The following is a 16503-nucleotide window of genomic DNA, read 5'->3' as shown; positions in this document are numbered from 1 at the left end:
GGAGGAATCTTTGCCGTGGGTCAACTACCGATGGCGCCCCTGCCGCGCCGCCGTTCCGGGCTGCGTCAGGTCACCGAAGGCCTAGCCGACCTCGACGCCGAGGTGTTCGAGGCGATCGCACAATCGCCCAGCCGCCTGCTCGACACGACCATGCCGGTGCTGACCCGCGCCGCCGACCATTCCAAACTGTGGCTGGCGCTGGCCGCCGCCATGGCCGCCACGGGCGGCCCGGCGACCCAGCGCGCCGCCGCACGCGGAGTGGCCAGCCTCGCACTGACCAGCCTGGTGACCAACCAAGTGGTCAAACGGATCCGACCACGGGCGCGCCCCAACATCCTGCTGGTGCCCCTGCTGCGCCGCGCCCGCCGGCTCCCGCTGTCCAACTCGCTGCCATCCGGGCACTCCGCGAGTGCGGCGGCCTTCGCGGCCGGGGTCGGCCTGGAGAACCCGCTGCTGGGACTGCCTGTCGCGGGGCTGGCCGGTTTGGTCGGCCTGTCCCGGATCGCCACCGGCGTCCACTATCCCGGGGACGTACTCGCGGGACTGGGCATCGGTGCGTCGATCGCGGTGGTCGGGGCAAAGCTGGTGCCGCCGATAGCCTCCCCGCCCGCGCCGCACACCGCGGCTCTGCGAGTCCCCTCCCCCGCGCGTCCCGACGGCAACGGCGTGACCTTGGTGGTCAATCCCGAGTCCGGCGCCGGGCGCGCGGGAGAGGTCGCCGCGCAGGTGCGCGAAGCCCTGCCGGCCATCACCGTCGTCGAAGTCTGCCCCGACGACGACTTGGCCGAATCATTGCGCCGCGCCGCCGATTCGGCCGAGGTACTCGCGATCGCCGGCGGCGACGGCTCGGTCGCGACCGCAGCACACGTGGCGTTGGAACGCGACCTGCCGCTGGCGGTGTTTCCCGGCGGCACGCTGAACCACTTCGCCAAGGACATCGGCTGCGACAGCACCGCAAAGACCATCCGGGCTATTGCCGACGGCAGCTTGTCGCGGGTGGACGTGGTGCGATTCAACGACGACACCACCGTGATCAACACGGCAAGCATCGGTGCCTACCCGACGTTCGTCCGACGCCGAGAAAGGTTGCAGGGCAAGCTCGGCAAGCCCGTCGCCAGTGCCTACGCCATGCTGATGACCCTGCGTCGTGAACGGCCGGTGCGCATCTGCTACGACAACAAGACCCTGCAGACGTCGCTGTTCTTCCTCGGCAACTCGGCGTATCAGCCCGACGGCTTCGCGCCGGCCGTACGACACCGGATGGACGACGGGCTGTTGGATGTGCGGATCCTGGAAACCGGCCGACCGTTGTCCACGCTGCGAATCCTAGCGGCGCTGTTGACCGGACGGCTGCAACGCAGTCGGCTCTACCACGAGTTGCGAGTTCCGCAGTTCCAGTTCACCGCAGTCGACGGACCGGTGCCGATCGCCCACGACGGCGAGGTCGACACCGCCTGCGCCGAAGCCGAATTCACCGCGTGCTATCGCGCGTTACAGGTGTTTCGGCCCATGCCTTCGGGCTCGCGGTAACGACACCGGCTGCTCATCTGGGCGGACGCAGAACCTTCATCGCGACGCGCAGCACCGGTGCGGGGATGCGGTCCTGCATCGCCAGCGCGCCGGCGGCGGCCCGGGTGCGCAGCGGGGTGCCGCGACCGAACATCCGGTTCAACGGTCCGCCGGACGGCTCGATCTCGACGTGCAGCGGCGGCGCGCCGACGGCGGCGCCCAACGCCTGTGCGATCACCATCCGCTGGATCTCGCTGGTGCCTTCGAAGATGGTGTACAGCTTGGCGTCTCGGTACCACTTCTCCACCGGATGGTCGGTGATGTAGCCCCAGCCGCCCAGGGTTTGGATAGCCCGCTCGGTAGCACGGACAGCGACCTCGCTCGCGGCCAGCTTGGCCATCGACCCCTCGCCGCGGCTGAATCCGATTCCGTTGGCCGCCATCCAGGACGCCCGCCAGGTCAGCAACCGTGCCGCGTCGATCGTCGTGGCCAGCTCGGCCAGTGGAAACGCGATGCCCTGGTTGTCGATGATCGGGCCGCCGAAGGCCTCCCGGCGGGTGGCGTAGTCGGTCGCGTACTCCAGTGCGGCACGGGCGATGCCGATGGCCTGCGCGGCGACCATCGGCCGGGTCTGCTCGAAGGTCCCCAGGGTCGCGGAGCCCGAGGGCGTCGCTCCGGCAAGGATTTCACGGGCCTTGGCGAGTTTGTGCTCGAGTTTTTCCGCGCCGCCGAGCAGGTTCTCCGACGGGATACGGACGTGGTCGAAACGCAGTTCGGCCGTGTGGGAAGCCCGGCATCCCAGCTTGTCGAGTTTGCGGACCAATTCCAGCCCGGGCGTGCCACCCGGCACGATGAACAATGCCTGGCCGCGGTGGCCCAGGTCCGGGTCGACGACGGCGTTGACCACGTGCACGTTCGCGATACCGCCGTTGCCGATCCACATCTTGTGGCCGTCGATGATCCAGTCGTCGCCGTCGCGGCGGGCGGTGGTGCGCAGGTTGCGAACGTCGCTACCACCTTCCGGCTCCGATATCGCCAGCGCCGCGAGTTTGAGATCTCCTGGCGTGCCGAAGCATTCCGGCGCCCATTGCAGCATCTGTTCGGCAGTGGCGGCCTGCCCGATCGCCGACAGGGCCAGCGCCGGCATCACGATCGCCAGCCCGATTCCGGCGCAGCCCCAGAACAGCTCTTCCATGAACATCGGCAACGACAACCCCGTCGAGTCGCCGATCAGGTCACGGTAGAACAGCGGGCTGTAGAAGCCCTGCGCGGCAGCCTCTTCGAGCACCGGCCACGGAAAGTCTTGACGCTGGTCATAGTCGAGTGCGACCGGCCGGATGACTGATTCGGCGAACTGATGGGCGCGACGGGCCAGGTCGTGCTGCGCCGTGGTCGGCGTGAGGTCGAAGGCCATGGCGGGATCCTTGCCGTCCTTGCGGCCCGCTGCAGCCGCACGAACACCTGGAATTGCCGCACCTGCGCCGGATCAAACGCGTCGGCCGGCTCCGAGGCCGTGATTCAGGACGCGACCAGGGCGTCGATCTGGTTCAGCGCCGATGTGGAACCTTCGACGACACCCATGTCCAGCACCTTCTGTAGGTCCTCGGCTGACGCGAATGTGCTCGTATACGTCGCGCGGGTTCCACCGTCGTGCTCGACGAAGGTGTAGACGTTCCTGGAGGTCGGCATCCCGGGATCCGGGTTGAAGTCCAGATCGGCGAAGCCGTCGTCGAAGGTGAAGCTCCGCGGCTCGTCGACGGCGATGATCTGCCAGTAGCCGGCGTACTTCTCACCGTCGGGACCGGTCATGAAGTAGTTCGTGCGTCCGCCGGGGGTGAGGTCGTGGTCGACCACGGTCGCGGGGAATGTCGGTGGACCCCAGACCTTTTCCAGCTGGCGTGGGTCGGCGTAGATCTGCCAGATTCGTTGCACCGGCGCGGCGAAGTCGGCGGTGATGGTCAAGGTCAAGGCGTTGATGTCGTGTTGCACGTCGATCACAGGCATGGTGCGGACCTCCTAGGTCTCCTCGGACGAGATGAGTTCGTCGATACGGGCGATGCGACCACGCCAAACCTGTTCCAACTCGGTGAGCATGGCCGCCACCGACCGCACCGCGGCGACGTCACCGCGGGCCAACTGCTCGCGGCCGCTGCGGCGCTTGGTGAGCAGGCCGGACTTCTCCAACACGGCGACGTGCTTCTGCACCGCGGCGAAACTCATCTGGTACTTCACCGCGAGGTCGGAGACCGAGTGCTCTCCGGCCAGCACCCGGCGCATGATGTCACGCCGAGTGCGGTCGGCAAGTGCGTGGAACAGGGCGTCCACCCGGTCGTCGTCGAGCGTGATCACCCGATAATCGTACAACCGATTGGTTGTAGATTGTCAAGGGGAGCCGGCGAAGCCGGGATCGGATCAGACCAACGGGAACCAGTAGTCGAGAGTCTCCTCGACACCTCCCCAGTCGATGCCCATCCAGTCGGTGAAGAACTCCTCGATCTTGCCGAAAGCGTTGTAGATCATCTCCACGATCGAGTTGAACAGTCCTACGAACACACCACTTTCGATCAAGCCGCCGCTTGTCAGCGCACTGATCCAGGTGCTGAACTCGTCGATATCACCGGAGAGGTCGATGTTGGTGATCAACCCGTCGGTGCTGAAGGTGTGGTTGGCGACCTCTTCCGGCGTTAGGCCCAAGTACATGACGTGCTCCCAGAGCAAGCCGAGCATGGAGTTCGACGCGTAGTCGGCAACGGGGTCACCGGGGAACTCGTAGATCGTGGTGGTGAAGGCGTCGTTGGGGGTATGGAAGCCGTTCAGCAGTGGGTACAGGTCGGAGGTGTTGGTGGCGCCGGAGGGATCCGACCACACGCCGGTCGTACTGGACGGATCACCGATGAAAACGAAGTGCAACGCCCCCGACGGGATGACATCGTTATGGGCCAATTGGGCCATCGCGATCGAGCCGGCGGTGGCGCCCTGCGAGTAGCCGAAGACCCACAGCGGGTGCTCTTCGTCGTAGGCGCCGGGGTTGGCGGCAAATTCGGCCTCCACGGCCTGGACGATCAGTGCCGCCCCGGCGAAACTGCTGTGCCCCTGCAGGATGAGTTGCGGGGTGGTCAGCACCTGAAGCGCAGAATCGCAGCCGGCGGAGCCGATCACGCACACGCTCGCGTCGTCGCCGACGTCGAAGCCCAGCGGCCGCAGGAACAGATCGGCCGCGGTGTGGGCGAACTGCGCCGACGGCGTGGTCAACATGGTCCCGCCCACGAAGATCGCGGTGTCCGCCAGCAGGGCTACTTGGCGCGCGTGCGCCGTTTGGACGACCGGGGTTCCGACGACACCGGCCGCGATCACGCTTGCGGCAGCAAGCGGCGCCAGAGCTTTCTTGGGGTCCATCCGCGCTCCCTGAGACACCTAGGTAAATCCTCATAAAAACATGAAAGACAGCCGCGGCGATCATGGCAGCATCGCGCCTGGCCGTCAACGCGCAGCGCGCGAACCGGGTAGGCGAGGCACCTCAGGCCGGCAGGAGCCGTACCGGCAGATGCTGATGACGACGAATGATGTTGTTGACCGCCCAAGTCGGCTCGCCGGTCGCCTCGATGCGGTCGACCTGGTCGATCAGGGCCTTGAGCAGGGCCGTGGCCTCCATCCGGGCAAGGCCTTGGCCGGCACACGCATGCGCGCCATTGCCGAACCCGACGTGCCGGCCCGCGTCGTTCCGAATGTCAAAGACGTCAGGGCTTCGCCATTCGCGTTCATCGCGGTTGGCCGACGCGTACATCACCAGTACCCGGGCACCTGCCGGGATCGTCACGTCGGCGATCTCGTGACTTCTGGCTACTTTCCGGGTGAAGGCCCGCAACGGTGATTCGAAGCGCACTATCTCGTTGAGCGCATGGGGGATCAACGACGGGTCCGCTTTGAGCAGCGCCCACTGGTCAGGATGGGTAGCCAGGAGGTGGACCGCACTGGAGATGGCGCTGATTGTGGTGTCCAGCGACGGTGCGATGTAGTCGACGAGCAGTGGCGGCACCTCGTCAAAGCTCAGGATACCGTCATCTACCGCGCTGAGCAGGTGGGCGGCCATGCTGCCCGGCAGCACGTCACGGCTGCGAGCGATGCGGCGTGCGAAGCGCAGCATCTGCAGGCTGCGTGGAATCGCCTTGGCGCCTTGCCAGTTAAGCGGCCCGAGCACATCGAAGGTAGCTGCGGCCCAATCGAGCAGATGTTCGCGTTGGTCGGTGGGCCAGCCCACCAGATCGGGAACCAACGCGAGCGGCAGGGCGGTGGCCAGATCGGTGACCGCGTCGATACTGCCGCGTCTCACCGCGTCCTCGACGAGCCTCTGCGCCCGCTGATCGACGCTGTCACTGAGAGCACGCAAGGCGCGGGGCATCATCTGGTGGGCGACGAGTTTGCGGCGCCGGTCATGCTCGGCGCCGTCGCTGTTAAGGGTGGTGCCCCTGGAGAAGCGGTTGGTGGGAGCGTTGGCGGCGACGCCGTGGCCCGACAGGTAGAGGGTGTCGTTGCGCAGGACGGCCTTGCACTGGACATACCGAGGTACGGCATAGAGCCGGTGACACGCCAGCCAGACCACCGGGCCCAGCTCGCGCAGCGCCCGGTAGTGCGGGTAGGGGTCCAGGATCGCCGACCGGCGGTAGATGTTGCGCCGGTACACCGGCAGGCCCCGGGGGCGGGTCAGCACAGTCGACTCCTAGTCATGGCGCCCCGCTGTCGCGGACGTCTGCGGCGGCGAGTCGAACACGAAGCTCGGCAGGTCCCGGCACAGCGCGCTGAGGTCCCGGCCGGCGACCATGACGGTTCCGTCGGGCCGTACCACCGCGGCAGTCACGCGGTGGTGATCCAGCCAGCGGGCCAGCTCGGTGCCCGGTGCGGCGAACACCGTCCGCGCTCCCCGGGCGTCGGCCAGGCGCCGCTGCTCGGCGGTCAGCGCCTGGGTGCTCACCACACCGAAACCTCGCCCAAGTTCCTCGTCAAGGCGACTCCCGCAGGCAAGGACTGGATTGGGGCACAGCCGCCCGGCCAGGCGGCGGGTGCGCGCGGTCCTTCGCACCATGCCCGAGCCTCGCAGCGGCGGGGTCGCCGAGTCGGTGATCTTGTCCCGCAGTCCGGGCAACAGGTGCACCCGGGGTACCACCAGTCGCCGCAACAGTGAGCCGAGCTCCCCGCCGGCGGTCATGGCACGGCCGACGTTGAGCGCCAGCGAGATCATCTGCCGGGTGTGGCGGGAGCGTTCGGGTTCGTAGCTGTCCAACACGCTCGCGGGCAGTCCCGCACGCAGGTGGCCGGCGATCTTCCAGGACAGGTTCATGGCGTCGCGCAGTCCGGCACCCATCCCCTGCCCGATGAACGGTGGGGTCAGGTGGGCGGCGTCACCCAGCAGGAACACCCGCCCGGATCTCCAGCGGTCGGCGATCTGGGCGCGGAAGGTGTACTCGGTGACGCGCAGCAGCTGCAGATCCGCGTCGGCGACGTCGCGAGTCCACGGCGCGATCAACGGGCGCAACGCGGCCAATGTGCTGTAGTCGTCGACTGACTCCTGTTCCGCCAGAGCGAATTCCCAGCGATATCTGTTCGGGCCGATCCGCATGTACGTGCCGGCGCGCTGGCTGTCACAGACCTGGTGCACCCCTTCCCACTGGCGCAGGTCCCGAGTGCAGCCGATATCGATCACCAGCCAGCGTTGGTCGAATCGCAGGCTGCGCATGGTCGAGCCGATCGCCGAGCGCACGGTGCTGTTGGCGCCGTCGCAGCCCAGCACGTAGTCGGCGGTGATCCGGGACTCACCGCCCGTCACCCGATCGCGGACCCGCAGCTCGACACCGTCGGCGCCTTCGGTGACGGCCAGAACCTCGGTGTCGCCGCGCAGCCGGGCGGCGGGGAAACGGGTGAGGTTCTGGCGCAGTAACTCTTCGAGCTCGGGCTGGTCGAACATGTTCGCCGCCGGAAATCCGTTGCGGGTCAGTGAGGTGTCCCGGCTGAACTCGGCCAGCACCGTCTGCTGACGATCCACCAGCCGCAGCCCTTTGGCCGGGCGGGTGATCGCGGCGAAGGCGTCCGCGACACCCAGGCGCGCCAGGATGCGGTAGACCTCGTCGTCCAGATGCACGGCCCGGGGCTGTGGGTAGACCTGTGGCCATCGGTCGAGCACCAGTGTGTCTATGCCGTACTGCGCCAGCAGCGTGGCGGCGGTGACTCCGGTAGGCCCGCCGCCGACCACCGCAACCGCGACGTGTTCGGCCGGCGTCATCGCAACCCGCAGATCATGTGTGCCGCACCGTCAGACGCTGCGCCCCCAGGTCGATGGCGCCGTCGTCGGTGGCGATGGTGGCCTCGACGACATCACCGTGCTGCAGGTACTTGGGGTTCTTGGCCTGCCGGGCGAAGAAGGCCTTCCACTTGACCTCCGGGGGCAGCAGGTTGCCGATGATCTCGATCGGCTTGGGGGGTGCACTGAGCGCGGTGCCCACCGGGGTGCCGGTCAAGATGAGGTCTCCGGTGGCCAGGTCTTGGAAGCGCGTCAGCGACTGCAGGGCCTGCAGGGGGCGGTACAGCATGTCGCCTTCGACCAATCCGTTCTGGCGCTGGTCACCGTTGACGCTCAACCGCAGGCGCAGGTCACCGAAGCGCGCCAGCTCGGCGGCGTCGACGAGGACCAGTGCCGGCCCCACGGGTGTGAAGGTCGGGTACGACTTGGCTTCGTAGAACTGGGTCTGCGGCAGCTGGATGTCGCGCGCGGAGACGTCGTTGGTGATGACCAGCCCGGCCACGTAGTCGGCCAGGTTGGCATCGGTGATCTGGATTCCGACTGGGATGTCGCGGCCGATCACCAGACCGATCTCGACCTCGTAGTCCAGCAGTGTCACGTGCGACGGACGCACGATCTCACCGTAGGGATCGGTCAGTGAGGCAGAGGATTTCCGGAAGAACGTCAGTGGCACCGTCTTGGGGTCCATGCCCGCGTCGGTGACGTGCGACTCGAAGTTGGTCATCTGGGCCACCACACGGCACGGTGCCGTCACCGGCGCCAGCAGCTGCAGTTCGTCGACCGCGACGGTGCCGCCGGATGCTGCGGCCGCGTCGATGGCGGGCCGGTCGGCGAGCAGCTCGGCGGTGGTTGTGGCCGTGGTGGCGATCTTGGCAGCACCCGTAGGGGTCTGCACCCACCAGGCCTCGGAGGTACGCAGGACGGAAATGGTCATGAGACAGCTACTTTCAGCAGGCCGATGAGGCGGTTGAGGTCGAATTCGTTGTCGTGCCGTAGGGCGGTGAGCATGGCGGTCGCCTGGCGGCCTGCCGCCCGGGGACTCGCATCGAGAAAGTCTTTGGTGGCCGGTGGCCCCCATTGGGCAAGTCCGGATGCGGTGAAGGGCGCCCAGCCCGGTTCCACGGTGTTGTCGAAGACGTCGCCGTCGGCGTAGTGCTCGACCAGAAACCCGTCGGGGTCGCGCCAGTAGTCGAAGATCTGGCTGCCCTGGATGTGGCGGCCGATCCCCCAGGACCGGAAATAGCCTCGCTCACGCAGGTATTCGCCGCCGGCGGCCAGCGCGTCCAGGTCGGCGACTTCATAGGCCGAGTGCACGTAGCGATTCTCCGGACCCAGCGCCAGGGCCAGGGTGTGGTGGTCGGCGGGGATGGTGCCGCGGTCGCAGCGGATGAAGCTCATGGCCGGCCCGCGCTCACGCTGCCCCGGGAAGAACTGGAAGTCACTGACGATCATGCCCAGCGTCTCCAGGTACCAGTTCAGCGTCCGCAGATAGGTAGTGGACTGCAAGACGATGTGGCCCAGGCGCTGCACCCGGGCAGGAACACGCAGCGGACGCACTCCGGCGTTGATCCGCCTCTGGGTGCTCCCGATGTTGGCGAGCGGCGGATCTTGGCTGGGCTGAGCCGGGAGGACGTGCATGCCGGCCACCACCTTGACGGCGGTGCCGCTGGGGTCGGTCAGCTGTACCGCGACGCCACCGATGGATTCCGGCAGCTGCCGCAGCGGAGCACCGGTCTTGTCAGCCAGCCGCGCGACGTCGGCTTCGTCGGCGGCGCGCAGTGCATACCCGGCGAAGCGCGTGTGCGGCCCGCGGCGCACGAATACGCAGGGCGCGCCGGGACTGGTGCCGCGCAGCTGCACCTGTGCGGGGTCGCGGTGGGCGATGCCGAACCCGAAGGCCCGGGCGAACGCCTCGGCGCGGGCCAGGTCCGGCTTGTCGAATTCCAGCCAGGCGATGTCGACCACCCGGATGAGCGGGTCGCGGGCGCGACCGGGATGCTCGCCGCGAACCGAGCCCTGCTCGCTGTGCAGCTCTTTATGGCCGTCGGCCCACGGCTCGCCCGTCTTCGGCACGTCGCGCCACCGCCTTCCGGATCAACTGACGAAATCGTCACATACGACCAAAGCTTCAGTCAAATGTTTTGACGAATTCCTCAGAACTGAGTTGGCTGATAATCTGCAGGCATGGATGTGGCCGAGCGCAACGGTGACCAGCCCGAGGCTGGTCCGGCCAACCGGCTCGAACGACGCAAACTGCGGACCCGTACCGCGTTGATCCGCGCAGCTCAAGGCTTTATCGCAGACGGCAGGCTCGCCGTGCCCGTCCTGGAGATCACCCAGGCCGCCGACGTCGGCATGGGCTCCTTTTACAACCATTTCGACAGCAAAGAAGAGCTGTTCGCGGCCGCGGTGACCGACGCGCTCGACAGCATCGGGGCCCTGCTCGACACCTTCACCTCCGATATCGCAGACCCGGCCGAGGCCTTCGCCGCCAACTACCGCCTCAGCGGCCGACTGTTTCGGCTGCGCCCCCAGGAGGCCGCGCTGCTGCTGGCCAACAGCTCCACGATGATCCTGTCCGACCGCGGCCTGTCGCCGCGGGCGTTGCGCGATATCACCACGGCGATCGAGCAGGGCCGGTTCACGCTGTCGGACCCCGAATTGGGACTGGCCCTGGCCGGGGGCGTGTTCGTCGGACTGGGGACGCTGCTGAGCCAACGGCCCGACCGCGATCCCGAAGCCACCGTCGATGCGGCCACCGAACACCTGTTGACCACCTTCGGCATGAGCCCCGAGGAAGCCCACCAGATCTGCAGCAGGCCGCTGCCCGATATGTCACCGCTGCGCGATTCACCTGCGGCTGGGCCACGACACTGACCACAGCGCAGCCATTGACTCCGCTTGGGAGCCCTGCGATGATCGCCCTCAGGTTCACCTTTGGATTTACTCGTGTGATTTTTAGCTGCGGGGTGGCCCGTTGCGGAAGGACGCCCACTGATGCTGACCAAGGTCTTCGCCCCGATCGCGATCGCCGGAACCGTGGCCGGAGGGGTGCTGGCCGCCCCGGTGACCCACGCCGCGCACATCGACGTCAGCCTGCTGTCGGGCACCGCGTTCTTCGTGGGCCCCACGACCCTGTCGACGCCCTCGCCGAGCTTCGCCCAAACCGCCGCTGACCTGTTCCTGCAGCCCCTGGGTTTCGACGGCGGTGACGACTTGGACTCCTGCGTGGTGGGCGTCGGTATATGTGACGCCCCGCTGCGCGTGCTGTCCACCCCGGCGCTGATTCAGCAGGGCCACAGCAGCTTCGTCGGTGCCGCCGAGATCGTTCGGGCGGTGCAGGCCGAACTCCAGGCCAACCCGGATGCCTACAACGCCGACAATCCGCTCTGGATCTTCGGCTACTCGCAGGGCGCCACGGCCGGTTCCATCGCGATGGCCCAGTTGGCCCACGACGGTGTCGATCCCGACGCCCTGCACTTCGTGTTCATCGGCAACCCGGCCGGAGAGGGCGGCGCGTGGTCCGAACGAGAAGCGGATCCGTCATCGGTGGACGGGTTGTTGAACGGCTTCCTGACACCCAACAACGCGTTCACCACCACCGTCTATTCGGTGCCCGGCGACCCGGTGGCCGACGCCTCGTCGCCGTCGGCCCTCGGCCTGTTGTGGGAGCACATGATGTATCTGGGGCTGACCCCGGATCAGGTCGCCGACCAGAGCGTCACCACCGACGGTCTGATCACCAACGTCGGAATCTCCGGCGACTTCGATCAGTTCGGCGCCTGGCTCAACGCCTGGGCGCACGGGCTGGTGGACAGCGGCTGGTGGGAGGGCATCTTCTACTCGCTGGTGGCGTCGTTCTACAGCGCCTTCGGCAACATCGAAGACTTCTTTGGTGACTGGCTGGGCATCGACTGGGGCGGAGTGGAGCAGACCCTCGACTACTGGTTCCCGACGGAGGTCTAACCGGCCCTCGTCGCCCTCGTGGCAGCTGGTTACCGTCGATGCTGTGCCACAGTCGCGAACGCGCATCACCCGGGCCTGCACCGTGGGAAGCGTCGCGCTCGTGCTTGCCGCCGCGCCGTCGTGCGGCCACCCGCTGCCTCCGTCGCTACCGGCCGCCACCCCCTCCACCGCAGCACCCGCCCAACCTCGTGAGGATGCGCCGCACCTGCCCCGGGAGGAGTTGGTCGCGCCGATCTCTGCCCTGCTGAACGACGCGATCGCGGTTCCCCGGCTGCCGGGCGCGGTAGTCCGGATCGGGCACGCCGGCACGATCGCCTTCAGCCAGGCGTTCGGCGCGCGCCGGCTCGCAGACGAACCCGCTCTGGACGGCTTGCCCGCGCCCGCCGAGCCGATGACTGAGGACACCATCTTCGACATCGCGTCGTTGACGAAGTGCCTCGCGACGACCGTCGCAGTCCTGCAGTTGCACGAACAGGGCCGGGTCGGAATCGACGAACCCATCCAGACCTACCTGCCGGAGTTCAACGAGGCCAACGACCCGCGACGCGCCCAGGTGACGTTGCGCATGTTGCTCACCCACACCTCGGGCATCGGGGGCGATCTGAGCCACCAGGGCCCATGGGGCCTGACCGAGGCCGACAAGGCCGGCGGTGTTCATCGGGCGCTGACCGCACCGCTGGAGTTCGGCCCCGGCGAGCTATTCCACTACTCGGACATCGGCTTCATCATCCTGGGCGTTCTGGTCGAGACGATGACCGGCCAACCGTTGGACACCTACGTGCAGGACAACGTCTTCGCGCCGCTGGGCATGACCGACACCCGCTACCTGCCCGCCGCCAAAGCCTGTGGCCCACACCAGATCCGCGGTACCGCCATCGCATTGGAACCAGAGACATCCCGGGACGACGACTGCCCGGTAGGCAGCTGGCGCACCGACCTGCTGGCCCGCATCGCGCCGACGGCGCATGACGAAGACACCCCCGGGATCAACCCCGACTTCGATCAACTGCTGCGCGGCACGGTGAACGACCCGACCGCACGCCGCATGGGAGGGGTGGCCGGCAGCGCCGGAGTGTTCTCGACCGCCTCCGATATCGGCAGGTACGCCCAGGCCCTGCTTGATCGGCTCGCCGGGCGCCCGAGCCCGTTTCCGTTGCGGCAATCCACCCTGGAATTGATGACCACGCCCCAGCAACCCGGCCACAACGCCACCCAGCTGGTGGCCGCGAACGCCGCTGCACAACAGACGAATGCAGCGACACCCAACCGGGCCGATCCGCTGCTCGCCGCGAACTATCCGGCGATCAACGGACAGGATCTCCGCGGCCTCGGCTGGGATATCGATACGCCGCACTCCCGGCCGCGCGGCATGATCTTTCCGATCGGCAGCTTCGGGCACACCGGGTTCACCGGAGTGACGCTGTGGATCGACCCGGGTTCGGACACCTACGTGATCGTGCTCGCCAACGTGATCCATCAGCGCGGCGGTCCGCCCATCGCAGGGCTCAGCGGCGACGTGGCCACCGTGACCGGCCGGGCGCTGCAGCTGTACGGCAGCTGACGGGCCAACTCCTCCCCCGTGGTCACACCCGGCCGCGCGCACCTGGCAATAATGGCCGGGTGGCCGATCGCAACGCTCCCGCTATCCCCGTCATCGCGCTGACGGGGTATCTCGGGGCGGGCAAGACCACGCTGCTCAACCATGTGCTGCGGGCGCCGGGCGCACGAATCGGAGTCATTATCAACGACTTCGGCGAACTGAACGTGGATGCCGGCCTGGTTACGGGCCAGGTTGACGAGCCGGTGTCGATCGCCGGTGGGTGCATCTGCCACCTGCCGGACGAGGGCGGGCTGGACGAGGCGCTGGAGAAGCTCGCCGACCCGAAGCTGGCGCTCGACGCGATCATTATCGAGGCGAGCGGGGTGGCCGAGCCCGCGGACGTCTCGCGGGTGATTCGGTTCAGCGGGGTGGAGCGGATACGCCACGGCGGTGTCGTCGACGTCATCGACGCAGCGGAACACTTCGACACAGTCGATACCGAGTCGGCCCCGCCGCAGCGCTACGGCGTGGCCTCCCTGGTCGTGGTCAACAAGCTGGATCGGATCGCCGAAGACGCCCGCGAAGAGGCCCTTGCTCGGGTTGAAGCCCGTGTGCGCGAACTCAATCCCCACGCTCACGTGGTGGGTGCGATGGCCGGACGCGTGGATCCCCGGTTGCTCTATGACATCAGCGACGGCGGCGAGTCCGGGCAGATGTCGTTTCGGGAGCTGCTCCTCGACGAGCCTGCCGACGCTCCCGGCGAGCACCACGACCACGTGCATGCCGCTTCGGTCACCGTCGTCGGCGACGGCGCCGTTGACCCGGGGCCACTCATCGACCTGCTCGAGCAGCCGCCGCAGGGCGTCTACCGGATCAAGGGCACAGTCGCGATCGGCAAACGTCATTACCTGGTCAACGTCGTCGGCACGTCGGTGCACGTGGTGACCGCGCCTGCCAGTTCCGGGGCCAGCCACCTCGTCGCGATTGGCACGCACCTGGACACCTCGGAGGTTCGGGGGCGGCTCGAGGAAGCTCTGCGGCCCGCCGGCGAGAAAGTGGCCGCCGCGGGCATGCGGCGGTTGCAGCGGTTGCGGCGCTACAGCATTTAGGGGTGGCCTTACTGTCAGGCGCTGTTCACTCCGATGCGGGACCGATGAATTCGATTCCTGCGCGAATCGCCGGTCGGTGCCGCAAGATTCGGAAATGTGCCAGCCGGCCGAGGCCCGCCGTCGTCATCAGGCGTGCGCCTGGCCAGGACGCGACGACCTTCTCGCTCGTCACATAGGGGGTGTCGGGGTCATCGGGGTCGTGGATGAGCAGCAGCGGCGGGTAATCGGTGTTCTCGGCGATCCGGACCATATTGGTGTCCTCAAGCGGCATGCCGATACGGCGTTCCAGGCGTCGATGTAGACCGGCGCGTATCCGCCGGCCGAAGTTGTGGCGCGCGGCGAACAGATCCAGGTAGATCGGGAACTCGCCCATCGGCGCGAGAAACACCAACCTCCCGACCGTCGCGCCCCACGACGCCGCGAATGCGGTCGCGTTACACCCGAGGGAGTGGGCGACTACCGCGCGGGCCGGCCCATGTGTCCGGATCATGGCTGCCACCGCTTCGGCGCACTCGATGGCTGTGGTGCGACCGGGCGCCAGGACGCCCGGGTCTGACTCGTTGTGGCTGGGCAGGTCGAAGGCGATAACGCGGTGCCCGGATTCGACCAGGGGTTTGATGAACATGCCGAGGTGCGGGCGCCGCCCGCCCCAGCCGTGCACAAGGTAGACCGGCGGCCCCTCGCCCCAGGATTCGCCCGCGACCCGGTGGCCGTCCCAGTGCGCTTCCAGCGGCTGACCAGGAGGGACGCCGGGCGGCATGCGCAGGCTAGACTCAAGGACCGGTGGAGTGCACCACAGTTCGACCGCCCACCGCGATCCGATGGCGGGCGCGAATCGCTCCAGTAGCCAGAACAGCCGCCGCACCCGAGGGGTGACCGGCGGTTGGACACCGGAGCCCTCCACGTCGAGAACGATCGGGCTGGGGGAACCGTCGCCGTCGGAACTGGTTCGATCTGGGCGAAGGCCCTCTCGCGCGGGCGGGGGGTTCGTTGGCTCCGGCACATATCGAGGTTAGCGAGATGATGCGGCCTGGAGCCACCATCGAGCTGGTTCTGGTTCAGGCCTTGAGGGTTGGTGTGATCGCCGAATCGATGATCTTGGTATCGCGGGTGGCGATGGTCAGATTGCGGCGTAACGCTTGGGCGACGATGATGCGGTCGAACGGGTCGCGGTGTTCCCAAGGAAGTCGCCCGGCGAGGATCGCGTCAGCGGAGTCAATCGCTAGTTCCGTGCTGCTCATGTCGGCCATGATGTCGGTCCAGGTCGACAGCAGAGCTCCGCCGTCGAGGCGGCCCAGCCTGGTCTTGGTCGCGATCTCCCATGCCGAGGCAGCAGTGACCCACACCGACGTTCCCGGATCGCTCAAAATCGCGAGCGTGTCGGCGTCTACGTTCGAAGGCTTGCTGACCAGCCACAGCAGAGTATGGGTATCGAGCAGGACGTTCACGCCTCGGCATCTTCCCAGGCCGCGAGCTCCGCTTCCGGCAGTGCGTCATCGAAGTCGCTTGGTACAACCAGGCTGGGTACCTGGCCAAATCTGCGCGGTACAGCGCTGATAGGTACGAGCCGCGCGACGGGTTGGCCGTGGCTGGTGATGGTGAACGACGCGCCGGCTTTGACGTCATTCAAAAGCCGGTTGAGCTGGTTCTTCGCGTCCGTGCTACTGATGGCCTCCATCGGAGACATCGTATCTGCGTTAGGCGCGTCGCGCTAGCGTCACTAGCGGGATTCCCTGAACTGGTCCACGGCGAACGCGAGTCGAGCAGTTCCGGCCCAAGATCCGCCCGGGGATTTCTCCCTTGTGCGTCGATCGAGACCCATCACGGGCGCACTGGTCGGGTCTGCTGCACGGATAGGTGACAGTTTCGGTCACGCGGCCTGACTGGCCGGTGTGGTCATGATCGTCTCGTATTCGATCGGGGTCAACCGGCCCAGGGCGATCTGGCGCCGGCGACGGTGGTAGGTGCGTTCGATCCAGGTGACAATCGCGATCCGTAGGTCTTCGCGGGTGGCCCAGCGGTGCCGGTCCAGGACGTTCTTCTGCAGCAAGCTGAAGAACGACTCCATGGCGGCGTTGTCGCCGGCG

General features: G+C 67.4%; 17 protein-coding genes. 5 read left to right on the top strand and 12 right to left on the bottom strand.

The genetic code is table 11. The features are described from left to right. Positions 1-30 precede the first annotated feature (30 nt). Positions 31-1530, top strand: coding sequence for a bifunctional phosphatase PAP2/diacylglycerol kinase family protein (locus EJK91_RS03540; RefSeq protein WP_024443071.1), 1500 nt, complete (start codon positions 31-33; stop codon positions 1528-1530). A 13-nt stretch (positions 1531-1543) separates the two neighbouring features. On the opposite strand, the gene EJK91_RS03535 is transcribed toward EJK91_RS03540, so the two are convergent. From EJK91_RS03535 to EJK91_RS03500, 8 genes are all read right to left on the bottom strand, one after another. After that, positions 1544-2923 (bottom strand): acyl-CoA dehydrogenase family protein, encoded by a 1380-nt coding sequence (locus tag EJK91_RS03535; protein WP_125078266.1) that lies wholly within the window; start codon positions 2921-2923, stop codon positions 1544-1546. 104 nt (positions 2924-3027) lie between these two features. Continuing rightward, positions 3028-3513, bottom strand: coding sequence for an SRPBCC family protein (locus EJK91_RS03530; protein ID WP_024443074.1), 486 nt, complete (start codon positions 3511-3513; stop codon positions 3028-3030). A 12-nt stretch (positions 3514-3525) separates the two neighbouring features. Beyond that, the gene (locus tag EJK91_RS03525; RefSeq protein WP_036458234.1) at positions 3526-3858 is read right to left on the bottom strand and encodes an ArsR/SmtB family transcription factor; all 333 of its coding nucleotides are present in this window, start codon (positions 3856-3858) and stop codon (positions 3526-3528) included. Between the two features lie 63 nt (positions 3859-3921). Further along, positions 3922-4905 (bottom strand): PE-PPE domain-containing protein, encoded by a 984-nt coding sequence (locus EJK91_RS03520; protein WP_024443069.1) that lies wholly within the window; start codon positions 4903-4905, stop codon positions 3922-3924. Between the two features lie 121 nt (positions 4906-5026). Further along, positions 5027-6214: a cytochrome P450 gene (locus tag EJK91_RS03515; protein ID WP_444850793.1), complete on the bottom strand. Its 1188-nt coding sequence runs from the start codon at positions 6212-6214 to the stop codon at positions 5027-5029. 12 nt (positions 6215-6226) lie between these two features. Further along, positions 6227-7783 carry a bifunctional 3-(3-hydroxy-phenyl)propionate/3-hydroxycinnamic acid hydroxylase MhpA gene (mhpA, locus tag EJK91_RS03510; protein WP_125078264.1) on the bottom strand — a complete coding sequence of 519 codons (1557 nt, stop codon included), beginning with the start codon at positions 7781-7783 and terminating at the stop codon, positions 6227-6229. Positions 7784-7796: 13 nt separating this feature from the next. Continuing rightward, complete coding sequence (locus EJK91_RS03505; protein ID WP_125078263.1) at positions 7797-8735, bottom strand: fumarylacetoacetate hydrolase family protein; 939 nt, start codon at positions 8733-8735, stop codon at positions 7797-7799. Continuing rightward, positions 8732-9874, bottom strand: a complete 1143-nt coding sequence (locus EJK91_RS03500; protein ID WP_046300794.1) for a VOC family protein — start codon at positions 9872-9874, stop codon at positions 8732-8734. The genes EJK91_RS03505 and EJK91_RS03500 overlap by 4 nt, the downstream gene beginning before the upstream one ends. Positions 9875-9985: 111 nt before the next feature. On the opposite strand from EJK91_RS03500, the gene EJK91_RS03495 reads away from it, so the two are divergent. The 4 genes from EJK91_RS03495 to EJK91_RS03480 all read left to right on the top strand — a co-directional run bounded on the left by EJK91_RS03495 (position 9986) and on the right by EJK91_RS03480 (position 14416). Next, positions 9986-10678, top strand: a complete 693-nt coding sequence (locus EJK91_RS03495) for a TetR/AcrR family transcriptional regulator (protein ID WP_046300795.1) — start codon at positions 9986-9988, stop codon at positions 10676-10678. Positions 10679-10798: 120 nt separating this feature from the next. Beyond that, on the top strand, positions 10799-11767 hold the full coding sequence (locus tag EJK91_RS03490; RefSeq protein ID WP_125078262.1) for a PE-PPE domain-containing protein: 969 nt from the start codon (positions 10799-10801) through the stop codon (positions 11765-11767). Between the two features lie 43 nt (positions 11768-11810). Next, positions 11811-13328: a serine hydrolase domain-containing protein gene (locus tag EJK91_RS03485; protein ID WP_241178613.1), complete on the top strand. Its 1518-nt coding sequence runs from the start codon at positions 11811-11813 to the stop codon at positions 13326-13328. A 59-nt stretch (positions 13329-13387) separates the two neighbouring features. Next, positions 13388-14416: a CobW family GTP-binding protein gene (locus tag EJK91_RS03480; RefSeq protein WP_046300797.1), complete on the top strand. Its 1029-nt coding sequence runs from the start codon at positions 13388-13390 to the stop codon at positions 14414-14416. A 25-nt stretch (positions 14417-14441) separates the two neighbouring features. Here the strand turns inward: EJK91_RS03480 and EJK91_RS03475 are convergent, their stop codons facing one another. From EJK91_RS03475 to EJK91_RS03460, 4 genes are all read right to left on the bottom strand, one after another. Next, positions 14442-15332, bottom strand: coding sequence for an alpha/beta fold hydrolase (locus EJK91_RS03475; protein WP_046189044.1), 891 nt, complete (start codon positions 15330-15332; stop codon positions 14442-14444). Positions 15333-15474: 142 nt separating this feature from the next. After that, on the bottom strand, positions 15475-15864 hold the full coding sequence (locus tag EJK91_RS03470; protein WP_046300798.1) for a type II toxin-antitoxin system VapC family toxin: 390 nt from the start codon (positions 15862-15864) through the stop codon (positions 15475-15477). After that, positions 15861-16094, bottom strand: coding sequence for a type II toxin-antitoxin system Phd/YefM family antitoxin (locus EJK91_RS03465; RefSeq protein ID WP_125078261.1), 234 nt, complete (start codon positions 16092-16094; stop codon positions 15861-15863). The genes EJK91_RS03470 and EJK91_RS03465 overlap by 4 nt, the downstream gene beginning before the upstream one ends. A 192-nt stretch (positions 16095-16286) precedes the next feature. Next, positions 16287-16503: IS3 family transposase (locus EJK91_RS03460; RefSeq protein ID WP_164517872.1), on the bottom strand; the 217-nt coding region annotated here is incomplete at its 5' end.

The sequence above is a fragment of the Mycobacterium sp. P7213 genome (assembly GCF_900604305.1).
GTDB lineage: Bacteria > Actinomycetota > Actinomycetes > Mycobacteriales > Mycobacteriaceae > Mycobacterium.
Note: the sequence above shows the minus strand (reverse complement) of the source record. Positions and strands in the feature narration are given on the sequence as shown.